Genomic DNA, 18143 nt, shown 5'->3' with positions numbered 1-18143 from the left:
TCATCAAGGAGTACATCGAAAACCAGAAACGTCCGGGCTGAGCCGCTCGACGGCCTACCGGTCACCACACCGCTCGGGCCTTGGCGGCCCTCCCGCGCTGTCGTTTCCTCCCGGGCGTGAACGCCCGGGGTTCCACGCCAGATCACGCTGAACTGTCCCGGCAGAGGTCCGCGGGCGGAGGCCGGCGACCACCGTTCCCATCGTACGGTTGACCTTTCGCGCCCTCCGGAAACGGACGTTCAACATCGCGCAACGGCTCACTCGGCGTCGGTGGGCGCGTGGATCGGCGGTCTCGTCCGGCGACCGTGAAAGTGAATCGGCGGATCGGGTGATAGAGAACGACCGCCGTCCGCGTTCGAAGGGTTGCACATGACGGGGAGACGATTGTGACCGCGATGTCCTGGGCTACTTATCCTGCGGAGGACGCCGAGGTCATCCAGCTTTCCCTCGATGAATCCGAGCGGTTCAGCGCGATCTTCGACACCTACTTCGGCGAGATCCACCGCTACGTCGCCCAGCGGCTCGGCGCCGACAGCGCGGAGGACATCGTCGCGGAGACGTTTCTCACCGCGTTCCGCAAACGGGCGCGCTACGACCCGTCCCGGGCCAGCGTGCGCTCCTGGCTGTACGGCATCGCCACCAACCTCATCGGCAAGCACCGCCGCGTCGAGGTGCGCACGTTGCGCGCGCTCGGGCGCCACGGCCTCGACCCGGACACCCCCGGGCACGAGGAACGCGTCGCCGTACAGGTCAGTGCGGAGAGTCTGCGGCCGAGCCTGGCGACGGCCCTGGCCGGGCTCCACCGGCGGGACCGTGACGTCCTGCTCCTCGTCGCCCTGGCCGGGCTGAGCCATGAGGAGATCGCCACGGCCCTGGGCATCCCGTACGGGACCGTCGGGTCACGGCTGAACCGGGCCAGAAAGAAGCTGCGCGCCACGCTGGGCGACACCAATCCGATGCTGGAGTCCGAGGAGGCCGGTCGTGGATGAGCTGAAAAAGGTCCGCGAGCTGTACGGCGAGCCGCAGCCCGATCCGTTTCTCAAGGAGCGGGTTCGGGGGCTGCTGGAGGGCGAGCCCCGGCGGCGACCACGGCTGCGGCTGTCGTGGACGGTCGCTGTGGCCGGTCTCGCGGCCTCCGCCGTGGCGGTGGCGGTCATGGTTCCGGGGATGAGCGTTCCGGAAACGAGCGCCCCGGGCATGAGCGCTCCGGGGACGAGCGTTCCGGAGACGAGCGGGGAGTCGGGGGCGCCGAGCGGGGTCATGACGATCTCCGGGCGGTCGATCCTCCTCGCGGCGGCGACCACGGCCGAGTCGGACCCCACCGCGACGAGCACCTACTGGCGGGTCAGGAAGCTGTACCGGCAGACGCACCCGGAGCAGCTGGGCACGGGGGCGAACCGTTACCGGGTGGTGGAGTCACGGCTCACCGAGCAGTGGGTCGCCAGGGACGGCCGGGTCTGGTCCGGCTCCCGGACGCTGGGGGTACGTCCGAGGAGCGCGGCCGATGAGGAGGCCTGGCGTCGCGACGGCTCCCCCACCGAGTGGTCGAGCCAGGGGGACGTGCTGTCCACGTCACCGGAGAAGGGCGAGCTCAAGGCCGTCACCGGCAAGGTGCCCTTCAGCATGGCCGGCCGGGAGATGACCTTCGAGCAGCTCCAGAAGCTCCCGGTCGCTCCCGCCGCCCTGAAGGACTGGGTCACCAAGGCGGTGCACGACGTGCCGGCCGGCACGCTCGACGGTGTCGTCGCGGACGCGCTCAGCGGTCTGCTGTGGAGTAAGCCGTCACCGCCGGACGTGCGCGCGGCCGCCTACCGGGCTCTCGCGGAGCTGCCGAACGTCCGGTATCTGGGCAGGACCACGGACGAGCGGGGCAGGACGGGAGCCGAGTTCTCCTTCACCGTGCAACCCCCCGGCGCGCAGTCCCCCGCGACCGTCCAGCGGACACTGATCATCGACCCCGGCAGCTCCCAGGTGCTGTCCTCCACCGTCACGAGCCGGCCGGGGATCAAGGGCGACCAGGTCGAGGTGGTCCTGGAGGCGGGCTGGACGGACGACGAACCGGCCGTACCCGAACTTCCCTAGTCCACCGGACTCCCCTGGCCCATCAGCCCTGATCGCCCGTCCGCGGGCCGCCCATACCATTCTTTGGAGCAATCGCTTGTTTTGGCATGCCCGTACGGCGCTCGGTCTGATCAGGAACCGTCCCGCCGCGCCCTCCCTCGCGACGAGCGACGGCCCGGTCATCTGCGGGGCCGGCGAGTTCCCCTCGATCAAGGCGTCCGAGGTCATGGAGGGCCGGGTCACGTTCGTCGGCCTGCCCTCCGTCGACCTGGGCCCGGACATCGACTGGCGTCTCGACCCGCACCGGAACCGTTCCTGGGCGCTGAACCTGCACGCGCTGAGGTGGATGGGACGGCTGATCGCGGAGTACGAGCGGTCGGGCAGACAGGAGTACCTCGACCGCGCCACCGAGATCACCGAGGACTGGACGCGGAAGAATCCCCGTGGCGGAACCGGCGTCAGTCCCTGGGCCTGGGCCGAGCACCCGGTCGCGCTGCGCGCACCGGCTCTGGTCTGCCTCAGCGCGTACGTACGCACCGGCTGGCTGTCGGACACCCTGATCGAGCACGGCGAGATCCTGTCCGACCCCGCGCTCTACCGGGAGGGCCACAACCACGGCCTGGACCAGGACATCGCGCTGCTGGCGGTCGGCGCCCGGCTCGGCCGGGAACGGTGGAAGGACCTGGCCATCCGGCGGATGGCCCGTTCGGCGGAGCTGGCCATCGACGCGCAGGGCGTGCTGCACGAGCAGGCTCCGCGGTACGGGATCTACGTGCACCGGCGGCTGGGGACGGCGATGGAGGCGATCAGGAGGTGCGGGGCCGAGATCCCCGCGGGCCTCGCCGCGCGGCGCAGGTCGCTGGAGACGTACGTCAGCCATGCCACCCAGCCCGACGGCCGTATCGTGCCGATCGGCGACAGCCCGGCCGACACGCGCCCGAAGGGTTTCCGGCACGAGGAGAACACGGTGAAGGTGTTCGACGGCGGTTACGTCTTCGGCAGGACCGCCTGGGACGACCCGGAGTCGGCCTACTACTCGATCAGGTTCGGACCCGGCCGCCGGCTCCACGGCCACGAGGACCACCTGGGCGTCACCTATCACGCCCACGGCCGGGACATCCTGGTGGAGGCCGGTTTCCACTCCTACGAGAGGACGGCCTACCGGAAGTGGACGACCTCCCCCGAGGCGCACAACGTCCCCGTCGTGGTGGGTGCCGAATTCCGCGAGGGTACGGCGACGCGCCTGGTGAGCTCGTCCATCGACCGGATGCGGCAGTCCTACCTGCTCACCGACACCGCGTACGGCGTCAGCCGTACCCGCTCGGTCCTGGTCAACCACGGGGCCGATCTGCTGGCCGTACTGGACTCGGTCCCGGCCGGGTCGGCGCTGCGCAACCTGTGGAACTTCGCCCCCTCGCTCACGGTGCTCTCCAACCGTGACGGCCACGTGGTCCTGGCCGACGGGGACCGGCGGGTGACGCTGGTCCAGCTCGCGATGCCCTCGGGCCGGCCGATCGGCGGCCAGGCCGTACAGCCCGGGACGGTCTCTCTCGGTTACCTCAGGCAGGCGGAGGCAACGACCGTCCTCTCCCCGCCCGTCGAGTCCGTACTGACCCTGATCGTGCCCGGCACCGCCGACCCCGAGATCTCATGGTCCGACGGCCAGGTGACCGTCCAGACCCCCGGCGGCCCCGTCTCCTTCAGGCCAGGCAGTCACCGGCGCCATGGCGAAACTCCGTAGTGGTCGCCCGGGCTCGAAGCGTACAAGGTCACCGGGCTGTCGTCCTGGCCGCCGGTCTGGGCGAGCAGGTGCGCGGTCGCTGGGAACAGCGGGCTGGGCAGCTGGTCGGGAGGGAACCACCGCCAGGCGGCGAACACCTGGGGTTCTGTGACGGTGGGAGAGGTCGCGCCGAGCGTCAGTGCGACGCCCGCGGTGACCCGGACCGTAGCGTCGCCGGGGTGGTCCAGGGCGATTGTGACGGTGCGCGGCCGGCTGGCGTCACCGATACCGGTCTCCTCAGCGAGCTCCCGCAGCGCGGCCGCCTCGAATGTTTCGCCGGGCTCGACGGCGCCGCCGGGCAGGCACCATGAACGGGTCTCCCCGGCTTTGATGCGTTCACCAAGCAGGATCCGCCCGGCCGAGTCGGTGAGGATGACACCGACGCCGATCACCTGACGGGTACCGACGGTGGAAGCCATGACTGTTCCTTCAGGGCAGCAAGGGATCTGCGACGTAATGTCCGCTGATCATGATGCTACAAATGATTCAACAGTTGTGCTCGTTTCCGCCGGAGTTCCTCCTGGATCTTGCCTCTCAGCGACGATCTGTGTGCCGGAAACCGGTCGTCGCTTCGCGGAGAACTACCAGCGGTCGTAGTGGAGCACGCTGGCGAGCGGTTCTCGTGGCGCGGGCCTGAAGCCGTCGCCGGTGTAGTAGGCGACCGGAATGAGCGCGGCCTGGAACACGTCCTCGGGCAGGGACAGGATGTCCGCGACCTCCTTCTCGTAAGCCAGGTGCAGCGTCGTCCACGCCGTACCGAGCCCGCGAGAGCGCGCCGCCAGCATGAAGCTCCACGCAGCCGGCAGGACCGACCCCCACAGTCCCGCCTGGTTCCCCTCTGGCAACCGTCCCGAACCGACCCGCAGGCAGGGGATGACCAGCACGGGCACCTGTCCCATGTGATCGGCCAGATGAGCGACGCTGTCGTGGACCCGCTGCTGCACCGGACTCCGCCGGGGATCGTCGGCGAACAGCCGTCCTGCCGCGCCCGCCGACTCCAGGTAGGCGTCGCAGGCCCGCTTGTACACGGCACCCACCGCGGCCCGCTGGGCGGAGTCGGTGACGACCAGCCACTGCCAGGTCTGCCTGTTGGACCCGCTCGGCGCCTGCAGCGCGAGGGTCAGGCACTCCTCGATGAGCTCCCGTGACACGGGCCGATCCAGGTCGAGCCGCTTACGGACGCTGCGCGTGGTCGTCAGAAGTTCGTCTGGGGTCATGTTCAGGAGCCTAATGTCACCGCGCAAACGAGCCGTCATCGCCAGCCGTTGACCACGCCCAGCCGGCCGGAGAGGGGAGCCTCCGCGACGGATCCCTGCCCGGATCTCGCCAGGAGGACGGGCACGGCCGCTGCGGGGACCGGGGCGCCCTCAGCGTGATCCCGGGTGCCTGTGGCTCAGCTGGAGATGGCCGACATTTCTGTTCCGGCGAGATGTCTGCGGGCCAGGCGCCGGCCGAGTTGCTGCATGGGCAGCTCGACGAACCGGTAGGTCAGCGAGCTGATCCCGCAGATGGCGGCGATGACGCAGAGTCCGAGACCGAGCTGGGCGATCTCCGGGAGCCGGCGGGGTTCGCCGAACACGGAGACGAAGAGCCGTAGCACCGGCAGGTGCAGCATGTACACCGAGTAGCTGATCAGTCCCAGCCAGGCCAGGGGGTACGGCAGGCGCCGGTTGCGCAGTGCCATGAAGGCCGCGAACGTGCCACCGGCCAGGGCGACGGTCAGCAGGCTGGCGGGGCCGTTGATCGTCACCGGCTTCATGAACGGTGTCAGGCAGATCAGGAAGGTGACGCCCAGGACGGGCCAGAGCCCTGAACCCTGGCCGTGCTCCCAGCGGTAGACAACCGTGCCGGTGAACATGACGGCCAGGATCATCGCTCCCTGCCAGGGCACCCGGCTGCCGACCGAGACGAGGGCGAGGGCGAGCGTGCCGAGGACGAGTGCCCCGGCCATCCGGAGCGTCCTGGGCCCGGACAGCACGGCGCCCAGACCGGCCAGGACCACCACCAGCACGACGATCGACACGATCGGCCCGCTGAGCAGGCCCCGCGTCGGCATGACGAATGCCACCAGAACCGACAGCAGCGCGAACGAGAGGGCGAACAGTCCGCTGCGCCGGTGCACGCCGGTCACGAACAGTGCCGTGACCAGGAGGTAGAAGACCATTTCATAGGAGAGTGTCCACATCGGTTCGGTGAACGCCCATGAACCGGTGACCTCCATCAGCATCGTGACGTGGGTCAGAGGGTCGATGTTCGGCCGCAACGGCTGGATCGGGATCATCAGCAGAACGACGGCGATGGTCAGGAGGTAGAGCGGATAGAGGCGGAACACCCTACCGATCCAGAACGCCCGCACATCCCCTCTGCGCTCCAGCGAGGCGGGGATGATGTAACCGCTGACCAGGAAGAACACCAGAACGCCGTAGATCCCGAGATTGAACCAGGTTGGCCGCAGGCCGGGCAGGAAACGGTATGTCAGGTGTTCGAGAAGTACGGCTGTCGCACCGATCCCTCGCAGAGCGTCGAGCCATACATGCCGGTTCTTCAAGGGGTGGTCAACAGAAAACATCTGCGTGACACTAACGCCATTCGATGGCTTTCGGCACGATTTGACATATATGACGGCGCCTCTTATGGCAAGGGCGATGCGACCGGTACCCGGTGGTCCCCGTCCCTCCGCCGATCACGACGCCGCCCGGCCGTGATCTCCGGGTCTCGGGTCCGGAGGTCGGGGTCGGGCGGCGTCGTGGACGGGGGCGGCCGGGCTCAGGCGCGGGTGACCGTGACCGGGAGCTCCTTGATGCCGTTGACGAAGTTCGAGCGGACCCGGCGCACGTCCCCGGCCAGCTTGATGCCGGAGATGCGCGGCAGCAGCTCCTCGAACATGATCTTGATCTCCAGGCGGGCCAGCGCGTTGCCCAGGCAGAAGTGCGGGCTGCCCTTGCCGAAGGTGATGTGGTCGTTGCCGGGGCGGGTGACGTCGAAGCGGTAGGGGTCGTCGAAGACCCGCTCGTCGCGGTTGCCCGAGGCGAACCACATCACGACCTTGTCGCCCTCGGCGATCTTCTGGCCGTGCATCTCGGTGTCGCGGGTGGCCGTACGGCGGAAGTGGTAGACCGGGGAGGCCCAGCGCAGGAACTCCTCCACCGCGCCCGGCATCAGCGAGAGATCCTGACGGAGCCTCTCCGCCTGGTCCGGGTTGTCGATGAGGCCGAGCATCGTGTGCGAGATCGCGTGCCTGGTGGTCTCGTTGCCCGCCACCACCAGGAGCAGGAAGTAGTTGTCGAAGTCGGTCGGCGAGAGCGGCACGCCGTCGGCGGTGGGCTGGTTGATCAGTTTGCTGACCAGGTCGGTGCCGTCGCCGCCGCGGCGCCGGCGGGCCAGCTCCCGGCCGTACTCGAAGACCTCCAGTGAGGCCGGGCTGCGGAAGGGCAGGTCCCGGTACTTCTCGCTCTCCTCGCTGTGCAGCAGCACGTCGGCGTAGTCCGGGTCGGTGTTGCCGATGATCCGGTTGCCCCAGTCGATGAGCTGCTGGGTGTCGTCGGCGGGGACGTCCAGCATCTTGGCGAGCACGTTGATCGGGAAGTCCGCCGAGACCTCCTTCACGAAGTCGAACGTGCCCTTGGCCAGCGCCGCGTCCAGGGTCCTGGCGGTCAGGCCGCGCAGGAAGACCTCGTAGCCCGCGACGGCCCGGGGAGTGAACTCGCGCTGCAGGATGCGGCGGAGCACGCTGTGCCGGGGGCCGTCGGTCTCCAGCAGCGAGCGCCGGATGGTGGCCTGACGCTCGTCCACCTCCTCCAGGTTGGTGAACTTGGAGGAGGTGAAGGTCTGTGCGTCGCGGTCGACGGCCACGATGTCGGAGTGCCGGGTGATCGACCAGAAGCCGCTGCCGTGCTCACCCTCGTCCTGCCAGTGCACCGGCGCCTCGGCACGGAGCACGTCGAACATGCGCCACGGCGTGTCGCCGTCCAGGAACTTGTCGTTGTCCGCCAGGTTGACATCTTCCAGGCGCATGGATCCTCCTCGGGGTGGTGCTCAGCGGTAAAGCAGCGAAGCAATGAAGCGTTGAAACGGCTGGACTACAGGTGGTAGGCGTACTCGCGGAACTCCCAGTCGGTGACGGACCGGGAGAACCGCTCGATCTCATCGCGCTTGTAGGCGAGGTAGGCGGCGGCGAACTCCTTGCCGAGCACCTCGGTGAGCTCGGCGTCGGCCTCGAAGGCGTCCAGCGCGACGGACAGCGACATCGGCAGCACGGGGGCCTTGGAGGTGTCGTAGCCGTAGCCCTCCAGCGGGGCCGGCGGCGCGACCCGGTCGCGGATGCCGAGGTAGACGGCGGCCAGCAGGCCGGCGATGCCCAGGTAGGGGTTCGCCGAGGCGTCGCCGAGCCGGATCTCCAGGCGGGTGCCCGCGCCGCGCTCCGGTGGGATGCGGAGCATGGCACTGCGGTTGTCCAGGCCCCAGTCGTTGAGCCAGGGGGCCAGCGTGTCGGGACCGAACCGCTTGTAGGAGTTGATCGTGGGGTTGAGCAGCGCCGCGAGCGCGGGCGCGTGTGCCAGCACGCCGCCGATGGCGTGCATCCCGGTCTCGGAGATCCCGTACGGCGCCGCCGGGTCGTCGAAGACGTTGTGCCCGTCGCCGTCCACGCAGGAGAGGTGGACGTGGAAGCCCGAGCCGCCCTCGTCGTTGAACGGCTTGGCCATGAAGGTCGCCAGCAGCCCGTCCCGCCGGGCCAGTTCCTTGATCGCCGACTTGAAGCGGAAGGCCCGGTCGGCGGCGTCGGTCGCCTCGGAGTGGTGCAGGTTGATCTCGAACTGGCCACCGGAGAACTCGTGGTTGCCCATGGTCACGCCGATGTCCAGCGCGCGGAGCGCGCGCAGGCTGCGGAGCACGTGCGAGCCCCGGTCACCCTTGAGACCGGCGACGTAGACGTTGCCCGGGGCGTCGTCGTAGCGCTTCCAGCCCTCGCCGTCCGGCTCCAGCAGGAAGTACTCCAGCTCGGGGCCGGCCACGCCGGTGAGCCCGAGCTCGCCCAGCCGGGCGGCGGCGGCCCGCGCCACGGAGCGGGGGGCCTGGGGGAAGGGCTGGCCGTCGGCCGGGTCGTAGGCGTCTCCCAGGCAGTGTGCGACGCCGGGCTCCCAGGGCAGTTCGACCAGGGTGGAGAGGTCGGGGCGGATCGAGACGTCCGGCAGGCCGCTGTCGAGGCCTCCGGGCACGGGCACCACGTCGCCCTGCGGGGAGGTGTAGTAGACCGCCCGGCAGAACGCCAGGCCGCTCTCCGCCACCTCCGGCAGCCGCTCCACCAGGACGTCCTTGCCGCGCTCCGTGCCGATGAAGTCGGAGTATCCGACCCGGACGACGTCGATGCCCCGTTCTGTCAGGCGCTCGACGGTCCGCTCCACGGATTCCGCGCTCACTGGGCCTCCTCGAGACAGCACGATAGTTCGTTTGGGCGCAAACAATACGCTCCGAACGGTCTGGGAACAAGACCCCACGGAGAGGAAAACGGCCGACATCCATCGTGACATCCCGCAGCTCAGGGCATATCGTATGGATCCAAACAATTTGGTGCTCCCCATGCAAGGAGGCATCGTGGCAACGGTGCACGGCTTCTACACACCCAAGACGGCGACCGGCCGCTCCTCGCTGGTCCCCGCTCCTCCCTGGTACTACTCCGGCGACCTGCTCACCGTGGAGTACCGTACGGATCCGGCCCGGGTGGCCGAGCTGCTGCCCGAGCCGCTGGCCCTCGCCAAGGAGGACCCGGGCGCGGTCGCGATCATCTGGGCGGACTGGCAGTCCTGCTCCGGCGGCAAGGACGAGCTGCTCGACCCGGTGCGCGCGCAGTACAAGGAGTGCTTCGTCGTGGTGCGCTGCTCCTACCAGGGACGGACCTACTCCCGGTGTGTCTACATCTGGGTCGACAAGGACTTCGCGATCGCCCGCGGCACGCACCAGGGCTACCCGAAGAAGCTCGGCTCGATCCACATGACCCGCCCGCACCCGTTCGGTGCCGCCGCACCGCGGATCGGCGAGGGCGGCGTGTTCGGCGCCACGCTCGCCGCCGCCGACCGCCGCCTGAGCCAGGCGGTGGTACGGCTGCGCGAGCCGAGCGAGACCAACGGCTTCGTCAACGGTCACCCGATGGCGCACAACCGCTGGCTGCCGTCGATCGAGCTCGGCGGGGGGCCGGCGCTGGACGAGCTGATCGTCACCGGCGCGGCGTCCTTCGAGGGCGGCCAGGCGTGGAAGGGCGACGCGGAGATCGAGCTGTTCGACGCGCCGACCGAGGAGCTGGCCGGTCTGGCCGTGGACGAGGTCATCGGCGGCTACTACCGCCAGGTCGGAGTCGTCTGGAACGGCGGCACCCTGCTGGAGTCCGGCACCTCGGGCGCGCGGTAGCCTCCCGACACCGAGGGCCCGTACGGCATGCCGTACGGGCCCTCGGCCGTTGGAGAGGTCAGTCCTGCGACGGCGCGCCCTGCCCGATCCGGGCGTACGCCTGCGGATCGGCGGACCTGAGATAGGCGCCGTAGCCGAGGCCGATGACACCGACCAGCACCATCACCGCCGGGAGCGCCCAGTTCAGCGCCGAGTCCGGCGAGGTGCCGAGCAGCGCGGAGAAGTTGGTGAAGGCGATGTACAGGATCGCCAGCAGCGTGACCCCGGACAGCGCCGGGGCGACGGCCCTCGCCCACACGCTCTCGCCGCGCGCGTCACGGCGGAAGTAGCCGATCACCGCGACCGAGGTGGCCACCAGCAGCATGATCACACCCAGTGCGCCCAGGTTGGTGAACCAGTTGAACAGCGTCTCGGTCGGATCCCCGCCGAGTGCCCCGAAGCCCAGCACGACAACCGCGGCGAAGACAGTCTGGCTGAGCGAGCCCACGTACGGCGAGCCGTGCCGGGGGTGGGAGGCGCCCAGTTTCGCCGGAAGCACGCCCTCGCGGCCGAGTGCGAAGAAGTAGCGGGCGACCGCGTTGTGGAAGGCGAGCGTGGCGGCGAACACGGCGGTGATCATGAAGACCTGGCCGAGGGTGGCGAAGCCCGAGCCGAGCGTCTCCGCGCCGAGCACGAAGACCAGGTCGGGGCCGTGCTCCCTGGAGGCGGCGATCACGTTGTCCACCCCGGCGCCCATCGCGGTGGCCCAGGCGGTGAAGGCGTAGAAGACACCGATCACGGCGACGGAGATGTAGGTGGCCCGGCTGACGGTCCTGCGCGGGTCACGGCACTCCTCGCTGTAGATCGCGCCGGACTCGAAGCCCATGAAGGCCGCCATGGTCCACAGCAGCCCCGCACCCACCGCGCCCGTGGTCAGCGCGCTCCAGCCGAACGGCTCCAGCGACAGGCCCTGCGGGGCCGTGGCGATCTGGGAGAAGTCGAAGACCAGCACGACGAGGCTCTCGCAGACCAGCATGACGGCGAGCACCTTGGCGTTCAGGTCGACCCGGCGGTAGCCGAGGAAGGCGATGACCGCCAGGAAGACCAGGGAGACGACCCACCAGGGAATATCCACACCGAAGGTGGAGGACAGGAAGCCCGAGGCGATGAAGCCGAGCAGGCCGTACAGGCCGACCTGCATGGCGTTGTAGGCGACCAGCGCGACGAAGGAGGCACCCACTCCCGGAATACGGCCGATGCCGTGGGTGATGTAGGCGTAGAAGGCACCGGCGTTGGAGATGTGCCGGCTCATCGCCGCGTACCCCGCGGAGAAGACCGCGAGCACCGCTGCGAGGATCAGGAACATCAGCGGAACGCCGAGAACACCGGTGGTGGCGAAGTTCTGCGGCGTGCCGCCCGCGGCGACGGTGAGAGGGGATGAGGCGGCGACCACGAAGAACACGATGTCCGGCACACCGATGCGACGGCGTGACAGCGCGGCCGTGGAGACTGCCGTTTCGTTGACGGCCATGGGAACCTTCCGTGGGGGGCGAGGCGGAGTCAGGGCGGGGTCAGAGGTCGTTCGCACCCGTACGACCTACGTGGCGGGGATCGTACGTGTACAAATGAATGTGGCGCAAGGGTCTGTTCTCGCAGGTCCGCGCCCGTAGGAATTTTTGACACCCAACATTGAAGGAGCATGGGTGCCCGCGCACTACTCACTGAATCAGACCGAGGAAGCGGTCAGCCGGCGCCTCGGATCGATCCCGATCAAGCGAGAGGCACTGGCCGCCGTCTCCAACCTGTACCGGGCGGCCAGCACCGTCCGGCAGCACCTGGAGAACTCGGCGCTGCGCGGGGCCGACCTGACCTGGAGCGCGTTCGTCGTGCTCTGGGTGGTGTGGATCTGGGAGGAGATCGAGACCCGGCACGTCGCGGCCGAGGCCGGCATCTCCAAGGGCACGCTCACCGGCATCATCAAGACCCTGGAGTCGCGGGGCCTGGCCCGGCGCAGCCAGCACCCGGAGGACGGCAGGCTGGCGCTGCTCCGCCTGACCCCCGAGGGGACGGCGTTGATGGAGCGGCTCTTCCCCGCCTTCAACGACGAGGAGGCCTTCGTGGTCGACGCACTCACCGGCGAGGAGTCCCTGCGCCTCGCCGACACCCTCCGGCGTATCGTCACCCACCTGGAGGCACACGGCGAGGAGCGCCGTGAAGAACTCCGCAGGCAGACCCCCGTCCCGCCGCGCCGGGGCGGGCGCCGCCGCGCGGACTGACCCGCCCCTACCCTCTGGCCGCCTCCACCAGGGCGTCGAAGATCCGCTGGTTGGCGGGGTCGGCGTGCGCGGTGTCCTCGGGGTGCCACTGGACACCGAGGAACCAGCCCCGGGGCTCGGCGAGTTCGACCGCCTCGACGGTGCCGTCGGCGGCGTGGGCCGTGGCCACCAGCCCCTCCCCCAGCGCCGAGACGCACTGGTGGTGGTAGCAGGACGCCTCGACCTTCTCCGTCTCCGCGGTCCCGGCCAGCAGGGAGCCGGGACGCACTCCGACCGGGTGGACGAGGTGGCGGTGGCCAGGCTCCATGTGCTGGTGGAGCCGCCCGCCCAGGACGACGTTGACCACCTGGAGGCCCCGGCAGATCGCCAGGGTGGGCAGACCCTCGGCCAGCGCGTGCCGGGCCGCGGCCAGGTCGAAGGCGTCCTGCTCGGCGTCCACGTCGTAGACGGCGTCGTGCACCACGCGCTCGCCGTACAGGGCGGGGGCGAGGTCGCCGCCGCCGGGGAGCAGCAGCCCGTCGGCGAGCGCGAGCCGGGAGGCGGTCTCCTCCGCGCCGACCGGGTGCATCAGGAACGGCTCGCCACCCGCCCGATGGACCGCGTCGGCGAGCGCCCGGGCGGTGACCACGGCCGCGTAACGGAGGGCCGAGGTGTCGGCGGCGAAGCGTGAGGGGATCGCGATGATCGGGCGGCGGGACATCCGAGGACCTCCAAATTCTGTTTGCGCCCAAACGATAACCCAAATGCCCAGGTCATGTCTTGACTGACCGCCAGACCGCCCCTTAAATTGTTTGGACTCAAACGATTTGGAGGAGCGGATGGCCACTGTCGCCGGTGTCGCAGTCGAGGGCGGTCATTGGATCGGGGGCGAGCGCGTCTCCTCGCCCACGCTGTTCGAAGACGTCTCGCCGATCGACGAGAAGGTGATCGCGGAGATCTCCAGGGGCGGGGCGGAAGAGGCCGGCGCCGCCGTCGAGGCCGCGGGCAAGGCCTTCCCCGCCTGGTCGCGGACCAGCCGGGAGGAGCGCGCCCGGCTGCTGCACGCCATCGCCGATGGCGTGGAGAAGCGGCTCGACCAGCTCGCCATCGTGGAGACCACCGACAACGGCGCACTGCTCCGCTCCCACCTGCGCGGCGTGATGCCCCGGGTCGCCCACAACTTCCGGTTCTTCGCCGACTGGCTGCTCACCCTGGGCCACGAGGACTTCGAGACCCGAGGCCACCGCAACCACGTGAGCTGGGACCCGGCCGGCGTCTGCGCGCTGATCACACCGTGGAACGCCCCGCTCATGCTGGCCACCTGGAAGATCGCCCCGGCGCTGGCCGCGGGGAACACCGTGGTCCTCAAACCGGCGGAGTGGACCCCGCTGACCGCCTCCCTGCTGGCCGACATCACCGCCGAGGCCGGACTGCCGGACGGCGTGTTCAACGTGGTCCAGGGCTACGGCGCGGAGGCCGGCGCCGCCATGGTCGCCGATCCCGGCGTGCGCAGGGTCAGCTTCACCGGCTCGGTCCCGACCGCGCGGCACATCTCCGCCGCCGCCGCCGCCAACCTGACCCCGCTCTCCCTGGAGCTCGGCGGCAAGTCACCCCTCGTCGTCTTCGCCGACAGCGACCTGGACCTGGCCGTGGACCTCGCCGTCGAGCAGTACGACAACGCCGGGCAGGTCTGCCTGTCGGCCGTCCGGCTCCTGGTCGAGGAGCCGGTCGCCGAGGAGTTCACCGCCCGGTTCGTCGCGAAGGCGGGCACCCTCAAGCAGGGCGACCCGCGCGACCTGGCCACCGACATCGGCCCGCAGATCCACCGGCGGCAGCTGGAGCGGATCGACGGCTTCGTCCAGCGCGCCAAGGCCGGGGGCGCGACCGCCCTGATCGGCGGCGGGCCCAACACCGACCTGGGCGGCCTCTACTACCGGCCGACCCTGTTCACCGGCGTCACCCCCGGCAGCGAGATCGTCACCGAGGAGGTCTTCGGCCCGGTCCTCACCCTGCAGACCTTCCGCACCGAGGAACAGGCCGTCGAGATGGCCAACTCCACCCGGTTCGGCCTCGCGGCCACCCTCGTGACCGGCTCCGAGGAGCGGGCCGCCCGGGTCTCCGAGCAGCTCGTCGCCGGGACCGTCTGGGTCAACTGCTTCTTCGTCCGCGACCTCAAGGCCCCGTTCGGCGGTTCCCGCCAGTCCGGCGTCGGTCGCGAGGGCGGCGACTGGAGCTTCGACTTCTACTGCGACCTCAAGAACACGGTGACCGCGCCATGGGAGAAGTAGTCGGGGCGGGCCTGCTGGCCCACGTACCCACCATCGCCCTGCCCAGGGAGACCCGCTACGAGCTCAACGAGGGCAAGGAGATCACCCTCGTCACCGGGCTGGAGCAGCTCCGCGAGGACGTCTTCGAGAAGCACGACTACGACACCGTCGTCGTGCTCGACTCACACTGGGCGACCACGGTGGAGTTCGTCGTCACCGCGCAGCAGCGCAGGGCCGGGCTGTTCACCTCCGAGGAGCTGCCCCGGGGCATGTGCCGCGTGCCGTACGACTTCCCGGGCGACCAGGAGCTGGCCCGCGCCATCTCGGCCAAGGCGAAGGACCACTCGACGTGGATCACCGCGATCGACGACCCCTACCTGCCTATCTACTACGCGACGATCAACCTGTGGAGATACCTCGGCGTACCCGAGAAGCCGTGGGTGACGATCGGCGTCTGCCAGACCGGTGACAACGAGGACCACCTGCGGCTGGGCCGCGCGCTCGGCGACGCGATCCGCGAGTCCGACCGCAGGGTCCTGCTGATCGCCTCCGGCGCGCTGTCGCACACCTTCTGGCCGCTGCGCGAGCTGCGGGCACACGAGTCCTCCGATCCGAGCCACATCTTCACCCCCGAGGCCCGAGCGGCCGATCTGGAGCGGATCGAGTGGTTCAAGGCCGGAGACCACGCCCAGGTGCTGGACACCATGCCGGAGTTCGCCCGGTTCAAGCCCGAGGCGAGGTTCTTCCACTACCTGATGATGGCCGGAGCCATCGGCGAGGGCGACTGCACCGCCCCCGGGCGGCAGTACGGCGAGTACGAGAACTCGATCGGCACCGGCCAGGTGCACCTCTGGTTCGACCGGCCCGAGGGCGGTTTCCCCGCCCCGCGGGCTACCGACGCCTCCGGCGACCCCTACCCCTACCCCGCCTGAAGGGACCCCGATGCCCGAGTACCGCAGGATCCTCCTCGACGGCGCCGCCACGCAGGTGCGCCGTGAAGGCGACGAACTGGTCAGCGCCGACGGCCGGGTGGTCGGCGTCGCGGACGCCGTGCACCTGCCGCCGTCCGTGCCCAGCAAGATCATCGCCGTGCACCTGAACCACCGCAGCCGGGTCGAGGAGTTCATGACCTCGCTGCCGCCCGCGCCGACCTACTTCCACAAGCCGACCTCGGCCCTCAACGGTCACCGGGGCGCGGTCGTCCGGCCCGAGCGGTGCAAGTACCTCAACTACGAGGGCGAGGTGGCCATCGTCATCGGCCGCACCGCGCGCAACATCTCCCCTGCCGAGGCCGGCGACTACATCGCCGGCTACACGGTCGGCAACGACTACGGCCTGCACGACTTCCGCGACACCGACGCCGGCTCGATGCTCCGGGTGAAGGGCTCCGACACGCTCTGCCCCCTCGGCCCCGGCCTCGTCACCGACTGGGACTTCCACGGCAAGCGGCTGCGGACCTACGTCAACGGCGAGGTCGTGCAGGACGGCTCCACCGACGAGATGGAGTGGGACATGCACTACCTCGTCGCCGACATCGCCCGCACGATCACCCTCTACCCGGGTGACGTGCTGCTGTCGGGCACCCCGGCCAACTCCCGGCCGGTCCAGCCCGGCGACGTGGTCGAGGTCGAGGTCGAGGGCCTCGGCAGGCTGACCAACCACATCGTCACCGGCCCCGCCCCGATCCGGGACGACTGCGGCGCCCAGCCCACCGAGTCCGAGGAGGTCATCTCGACCACCTTCGGCGGTGACTGGGAGTTCCGTGGCATCCGGGCACCCCAGCGCTGATCTGTCAGGAGGAATGCAATGAAGGTCATCGTCGACATGGACGTCTGCAAGGACCACGGGCAGTGCGTCTTCTCCGCGCCCGAGGTCTTCCAGCTCAGCGAGAACGGCCGCCTGGTCTACGTCTCCGACCCCGACGACGCGCTGCGCGACGCCGTCGAGGAGGCCGCCGACGTGTGCCCGCTCCAGGCCATCACGATCGAGGGCTAGGCCCTTCCCGGTACGGTCCGCGCAGGCGGCAGAGAGAGTGAGGGTGGCGATGAGCCAGCGCATCGTGATCGCGGGCGCGTCCATGGGCGGCCTGCGCGCCGCCGAGCGCCTGCGGGCGGGCGGCTTCACCGGTGAGATCGTCGCGATCGGCGACGAGACGCACCTGCCGTACAACCGGCCCCCGCTGTCGAAGGAGGCCCTGGCCTCCGAGGTGACCCACGAGGCGGTCGCGTTCCGGCTCCGCCCGGCCGTGGCCGACGTGACGTGGCGGCTCGGCACGGCCGTGACCGCCGCCGACCTGACCGCCCGCGCCGTACGGCTCGCCGACGGCGCCGAGCTGACCTACGACGGGCTGGTGATCGCCACCGGGATGCGTCCCCGGCGGCTGTCCGCACCCGGCCCGGTGACCGGCAGGCACGTGGTCCGGACGCTGGAGGACGCGAGCGCCCTCCGCGAGGAGCTACGGCCCGGAGCCCGGGTTCTGGTGATCGGCGCCGGATTCATCGGCTGCGAGGTGGCCGCCACCGCCCGCGGGCTGGGCGGTTCGGTGACCGTCGTGGCGCCGGAGGCCGCGCCGATGCTGCGCCCGCTGGGCGCGGATCTCGGTGCCGCGCTGCGGCGCCGCCACGAGGCGGAGGGAGTGCGTTTCCTGCTCGGCCGTACGGTGCGCCGCTTCCTGGGCGACACCTCACTCTCAACGGAGGCCGGTTCTCCCGGTTTCCCCGCTGCTCTCGGGTCCGCCGGGCGGGTGACCGGGGCGGAGCTGTCCGACGGCACCGTGGTCGAGGCCGACGTGGTGGTGGAGGCCGTCGGCTCGGCCTCCACCACCGGGTGGCTGGAGGGCAACGGCCTGGACCTGTCCGACGGCGTGCTCTGCGACAACGCGCTGCGCGTCGAGGGCCGGGCGGGCGTGGTGGCGGTGGGCGACGTGGCCCGCTTCCCCAACCCTCGTTACGACGGGGTGGCCCGGCGGGTGGAGCACTGGAGCATCCCCACCGACACGGCCAGGCGCGCGGCGGCCAGCCTGCTGGCCGACCTCGGGCATGCCGAGCACGACCCGGCTCCGTTCACACCGCTGCCGACCTTCTGGAGCGACCAGTACGACCTGCGGATCCAGTCCTTCGGCGCTCCCGCGCTCGGCGGAGACGACATCCGCGTGCTGGAGGGCGACCTCGGCGGCGAGGTCGTGGTCGGCTACCACGACGCCGACCGGCTGGTCGGCGTCGTCATGATCGGCTTCCCCGCCGCGCTGGCCCGCTACCGCGCGATGCTCATGCCGGTTCCCATCACCGCCTGACCTTCGCCCCCTCTGCCCCCGGGTCCCGGAACCCGCCCAAACCTCCGGGACCCGGGCCCCACCCGAATCCCGGGGACCAGGGCCCCGCCCGAACCTCCGACTCCCCG

At 70.2% G+C, this 18143-nt stretch carries 17 protein-coding genes; 10 read left to right on the top strand and 7 right to left on the bottom strand.

From position 1 onward, the window contains the following. The first annotated feature begins 395 nt into the window (after nucleotides 1–395). The 3 genes from ACIN94_RS16135 (at nucleotide 396) to ACIN94_RS16125 (ending at nucleotide 3802) form a co-directional block, all read left to right on the top strand. Nucleotides 396–989 (top strand): RNA polymerase sigma factor, encoded by a 594-nt coding sequence (locus ACIN94_RS16135; protein WP_400705877.1) that lies wholly within the window; start codon nucleotides 396–398, stop codon nucleotides 987–989. Next, nucleotides 982–2082: a CU044_5270 family protein gene (locus ACIN94_RS16130; protein WP_400705844.1), complete on the top strand. Its 1101-nt coding sequence runs from the start codon at nucleotides 982–984 to the stop codon at nucleotides 2080–2082. The genes ACIN94_RS16135 and ACIN94_RS16130 overlap by 8 nt, the downstream gene beginning before the upstream one ends. A gap of 76 nt (nucleotides 2083–2158) precedes the next feature. Continuing rightward, complete coding sequence (locus tag ACIN94_RS16125) at nucleotides 2159–3802, top strand: heparinase II/III family protein (RefSeq protein ID WP_400705842.1); 1644 nt, start codon at nucleotides 2159–2161, stop codon at nucleotides 3800–3802. On the opposite strand, the gene ACIN94_RS16120 is transcribed toward ACIN94_RS16125, so the two are convergent. The 5 genes from ACIN94_RS16120 to ACIN94_RS16100 all read right to left on the bottom strand — a co-directional run bounded on the left by ACIN94_RS16120 (nucleotide 3775) and on the right by ACIN94_RS16100 (nucleotide 9258). Continuing rightward, nucleotides 3775–4260: an NUDIX hydrolase gene (locus ACIN94_RS16120; RefSeq protein WP_400705840.1), complete on the bottom strand. Its 486-nt coding sequence runs from the start codon at nucleotides 4258–4260 to the stop codon at nucleotides 3775–3777. The genes ACIN94_RS16125 and ACIN94_RS16120 overlap by 28 nt on opposite strands. A 162-nt stretch (nucleotides 4261–4422) precedes the next feature. After that, nucleotides 4423–5058, bottom strand: coding sequence for a nitroreductase family protein (locus ACIN94_RS16115; protein ID WP_400705838.1), 636 nt, complete (start codon nucleotides 5056–5058; stop codon nucleotides 4423–4425). A gap of 176 nt (nucleotides 5059–5234) precedes the next feature. After that, nucleotides 5235–6410: an acyltransferase family protein gene (locus tag ACIN94_RS16110; protein WP_400705835.1), complete on the bottom strand. Its 1176-nt coding sequence runs from the start codon at nucleotides 6408–6410 to the stop codon at nucleotides 5235–5237. A gap of 197 nt (nucleotides 6411–6607) precedes the next feature. Further along, nucleotides 6608–7855 (bottom strand): cytochrome P450, encoded by a 1248-nt coding sequence (locus ACIN94_RS16105; RefSeq protein WP_400705832.1) that lies wholly within the window; start codon nucleotides 7853–7855, stop codon nucleotides 6608–6610. A 65-nt stretch (nucleotides 7856–7920) separates the two neighbouring features. Next, a complete protein-coding gene (locus ACIN94_RS16100) occupies nucleotides 7921–9258 on the bottom strand; it encodes a glutamine synthetase family protein (protein ID WP_400705829.1) in 1338 nt (445 codons plus the stop codon). A gap of 175 nt (nucleotides 9259–9433) precedes the next feature. On the opposite strand from ACIN94_RS16100, the gene ACIN94_RS16095 reads away from it, so the two are divergent. Then, nucleotides 9434–10243: an acetoacetate decarboxylase family protein gene (locus ACIN94_RS16095; RefSeq protein WP_400705826.1), complete on the top strand. Its 810-nt coding sequence runs from the start codon at nucleotides 9434–9436 to the stop codon at nucleotides 10241–10243. 58 nt (nucleotides 10244–10301) lie between these two features. On the opposite strand, the gene ACIN94_RS16090 is transcribed toward ACIN94_RS16095, so the two are convergent. Continuing rightward, the gene (locus ACIN94_RS16090; protein WP_400705819.1) at nucleotides 10302–11753 is read right to left on the bottom strand and encodes an APC family permease; all 1452 of its coding nucleotides are present in this window, start codon (nucleotides 11751–11753) and stop codon (nucleotides 10302–10304) included. Between the two features lie 172 nt (nucleotides 11754–11925). Here ACIN94_RS16090 and ACIN94_RS16085 point away from each other — a divergent pair, with 172 nt between their 5' ends. Beyond that, complete coding sequence (locus ACIN94_RS16085; protein WP_400705816.1) at nucleotides 11926–12498, top strand: MarR family winged helix-turn-helix transcriptional regulator; 573 nt, start codon at nucleotides 11926–11928, stop codon at nucleotides 12496–12498. A gap of 7 nt (nucleotides 12499–12505) precedes the next feature. Here the strand turns inward: ACIN94_RS16085 and ACIN94_RS16080 are convergent, their stop codons facing one another. Continuing rightward, on the bottom strand, nucleotides 12506–13198 hold the full coding sequence (locus ACIN94_RS16080; RefSeq protein ID WP_400705814.1) for a gamma-glutamyl-gamma-aminobutyrate hydrolase family protein: 693 nt from the start codon (nucleotides 13196–13198) through the stop codon (nucleotides 12506–12508). A gap of 118 nt (nucleotides 13199–13316) precedes the next feature. On the opposite strand from ACIN94_RS16080, the gene ACIN94_RS16075 reads away from it, so the two are divergent. Genes ACIN94_RS16075 through ACIN94_RS16055 form a run of 5 tightly spaced genes read left to right on the top strand, consistent with a single transcriptional unit; the run spans nucleotide 13317 to nucleotide 18036 of the window. After that, a complete protein-coding gene (locus ACIN94_RS16075) occupies nucleotides 13317–14765 on the top strand; it encodes an aldehyde dehydrogenase (protein WP_400705812.1) in 1449 nt (482 codons plus the stop codon). Then, nucleotides 14753–15676: a 3,4-dihydroxyphenylacetate 2,3-dioxygenase gene (locus tag ACIN94_RS16070; RefSeq protein ID WP_400705810.1), complete on the top strand. Its 924-nt coding sequence runs from the start codon at nucleotides 14753–14755 to the stop codon at nucleotides 15674–15676. Before ACIN94_RS16075 ends, ACIN94_RS16070 begins: the two co-directional genes overlap by 13 nt. Before the next feature lie 10 nt (nucleotides 15677–15686). Beyond that, on the top strand, nucleotides 15687–16532 hold the full coding sequence (locus ACIN94_RS16065) for a fumarylacetoacetate hydrolase family protein (protein WP_400705807.1): 846 nt from the start codon (nucleotides 15687–15689) through the stop codon (nucleotides 16530–16532). A gap of 18 nt (nucleotides 16533–16550) precedes the next feature. Beyond that, nucleotides 16551–16739: a ferredoxin gene (locus ACIN94_RS16060; protein WP_400705804.1), complete on the top strand. Its 189-nt coding sequence runs from the start codon at nucleotides 16551–16553 to the stop codon at nucleotides 16737–16739. A 49-nt stretch (nucleotides 16740–16788) separates the two neighbouring features. After that, on the top strand, nucleotides 16789–18036 hold the full coding sequence (locus ACIN94_RS16055) for an NAD(P)/FAD-dependent oxidoreductase (protein WP_400705801.1): 1248 nt from the start codon (nucleotides 16789–16791) through the stop codon (nucleotides 18034–18036). Nucleotides 18037–18143 lie beyond the last annotated feature (107 nt).

Origin of the sequence: Streptosporangium sp. NPDC087985 (assembly GCF_044741965.1) — a bacterium.
Classification (GTDB): domain Bacteria; phylum Actinomycetota; class Actinomycetes; order Streptosporangiales; family Streptosporangiaceae; genus Streptosporangium.
Note: the sequence above shows the minus strand (reverse complement) of the source record. Positions and strands in the feature narration are given on the sequence as shown.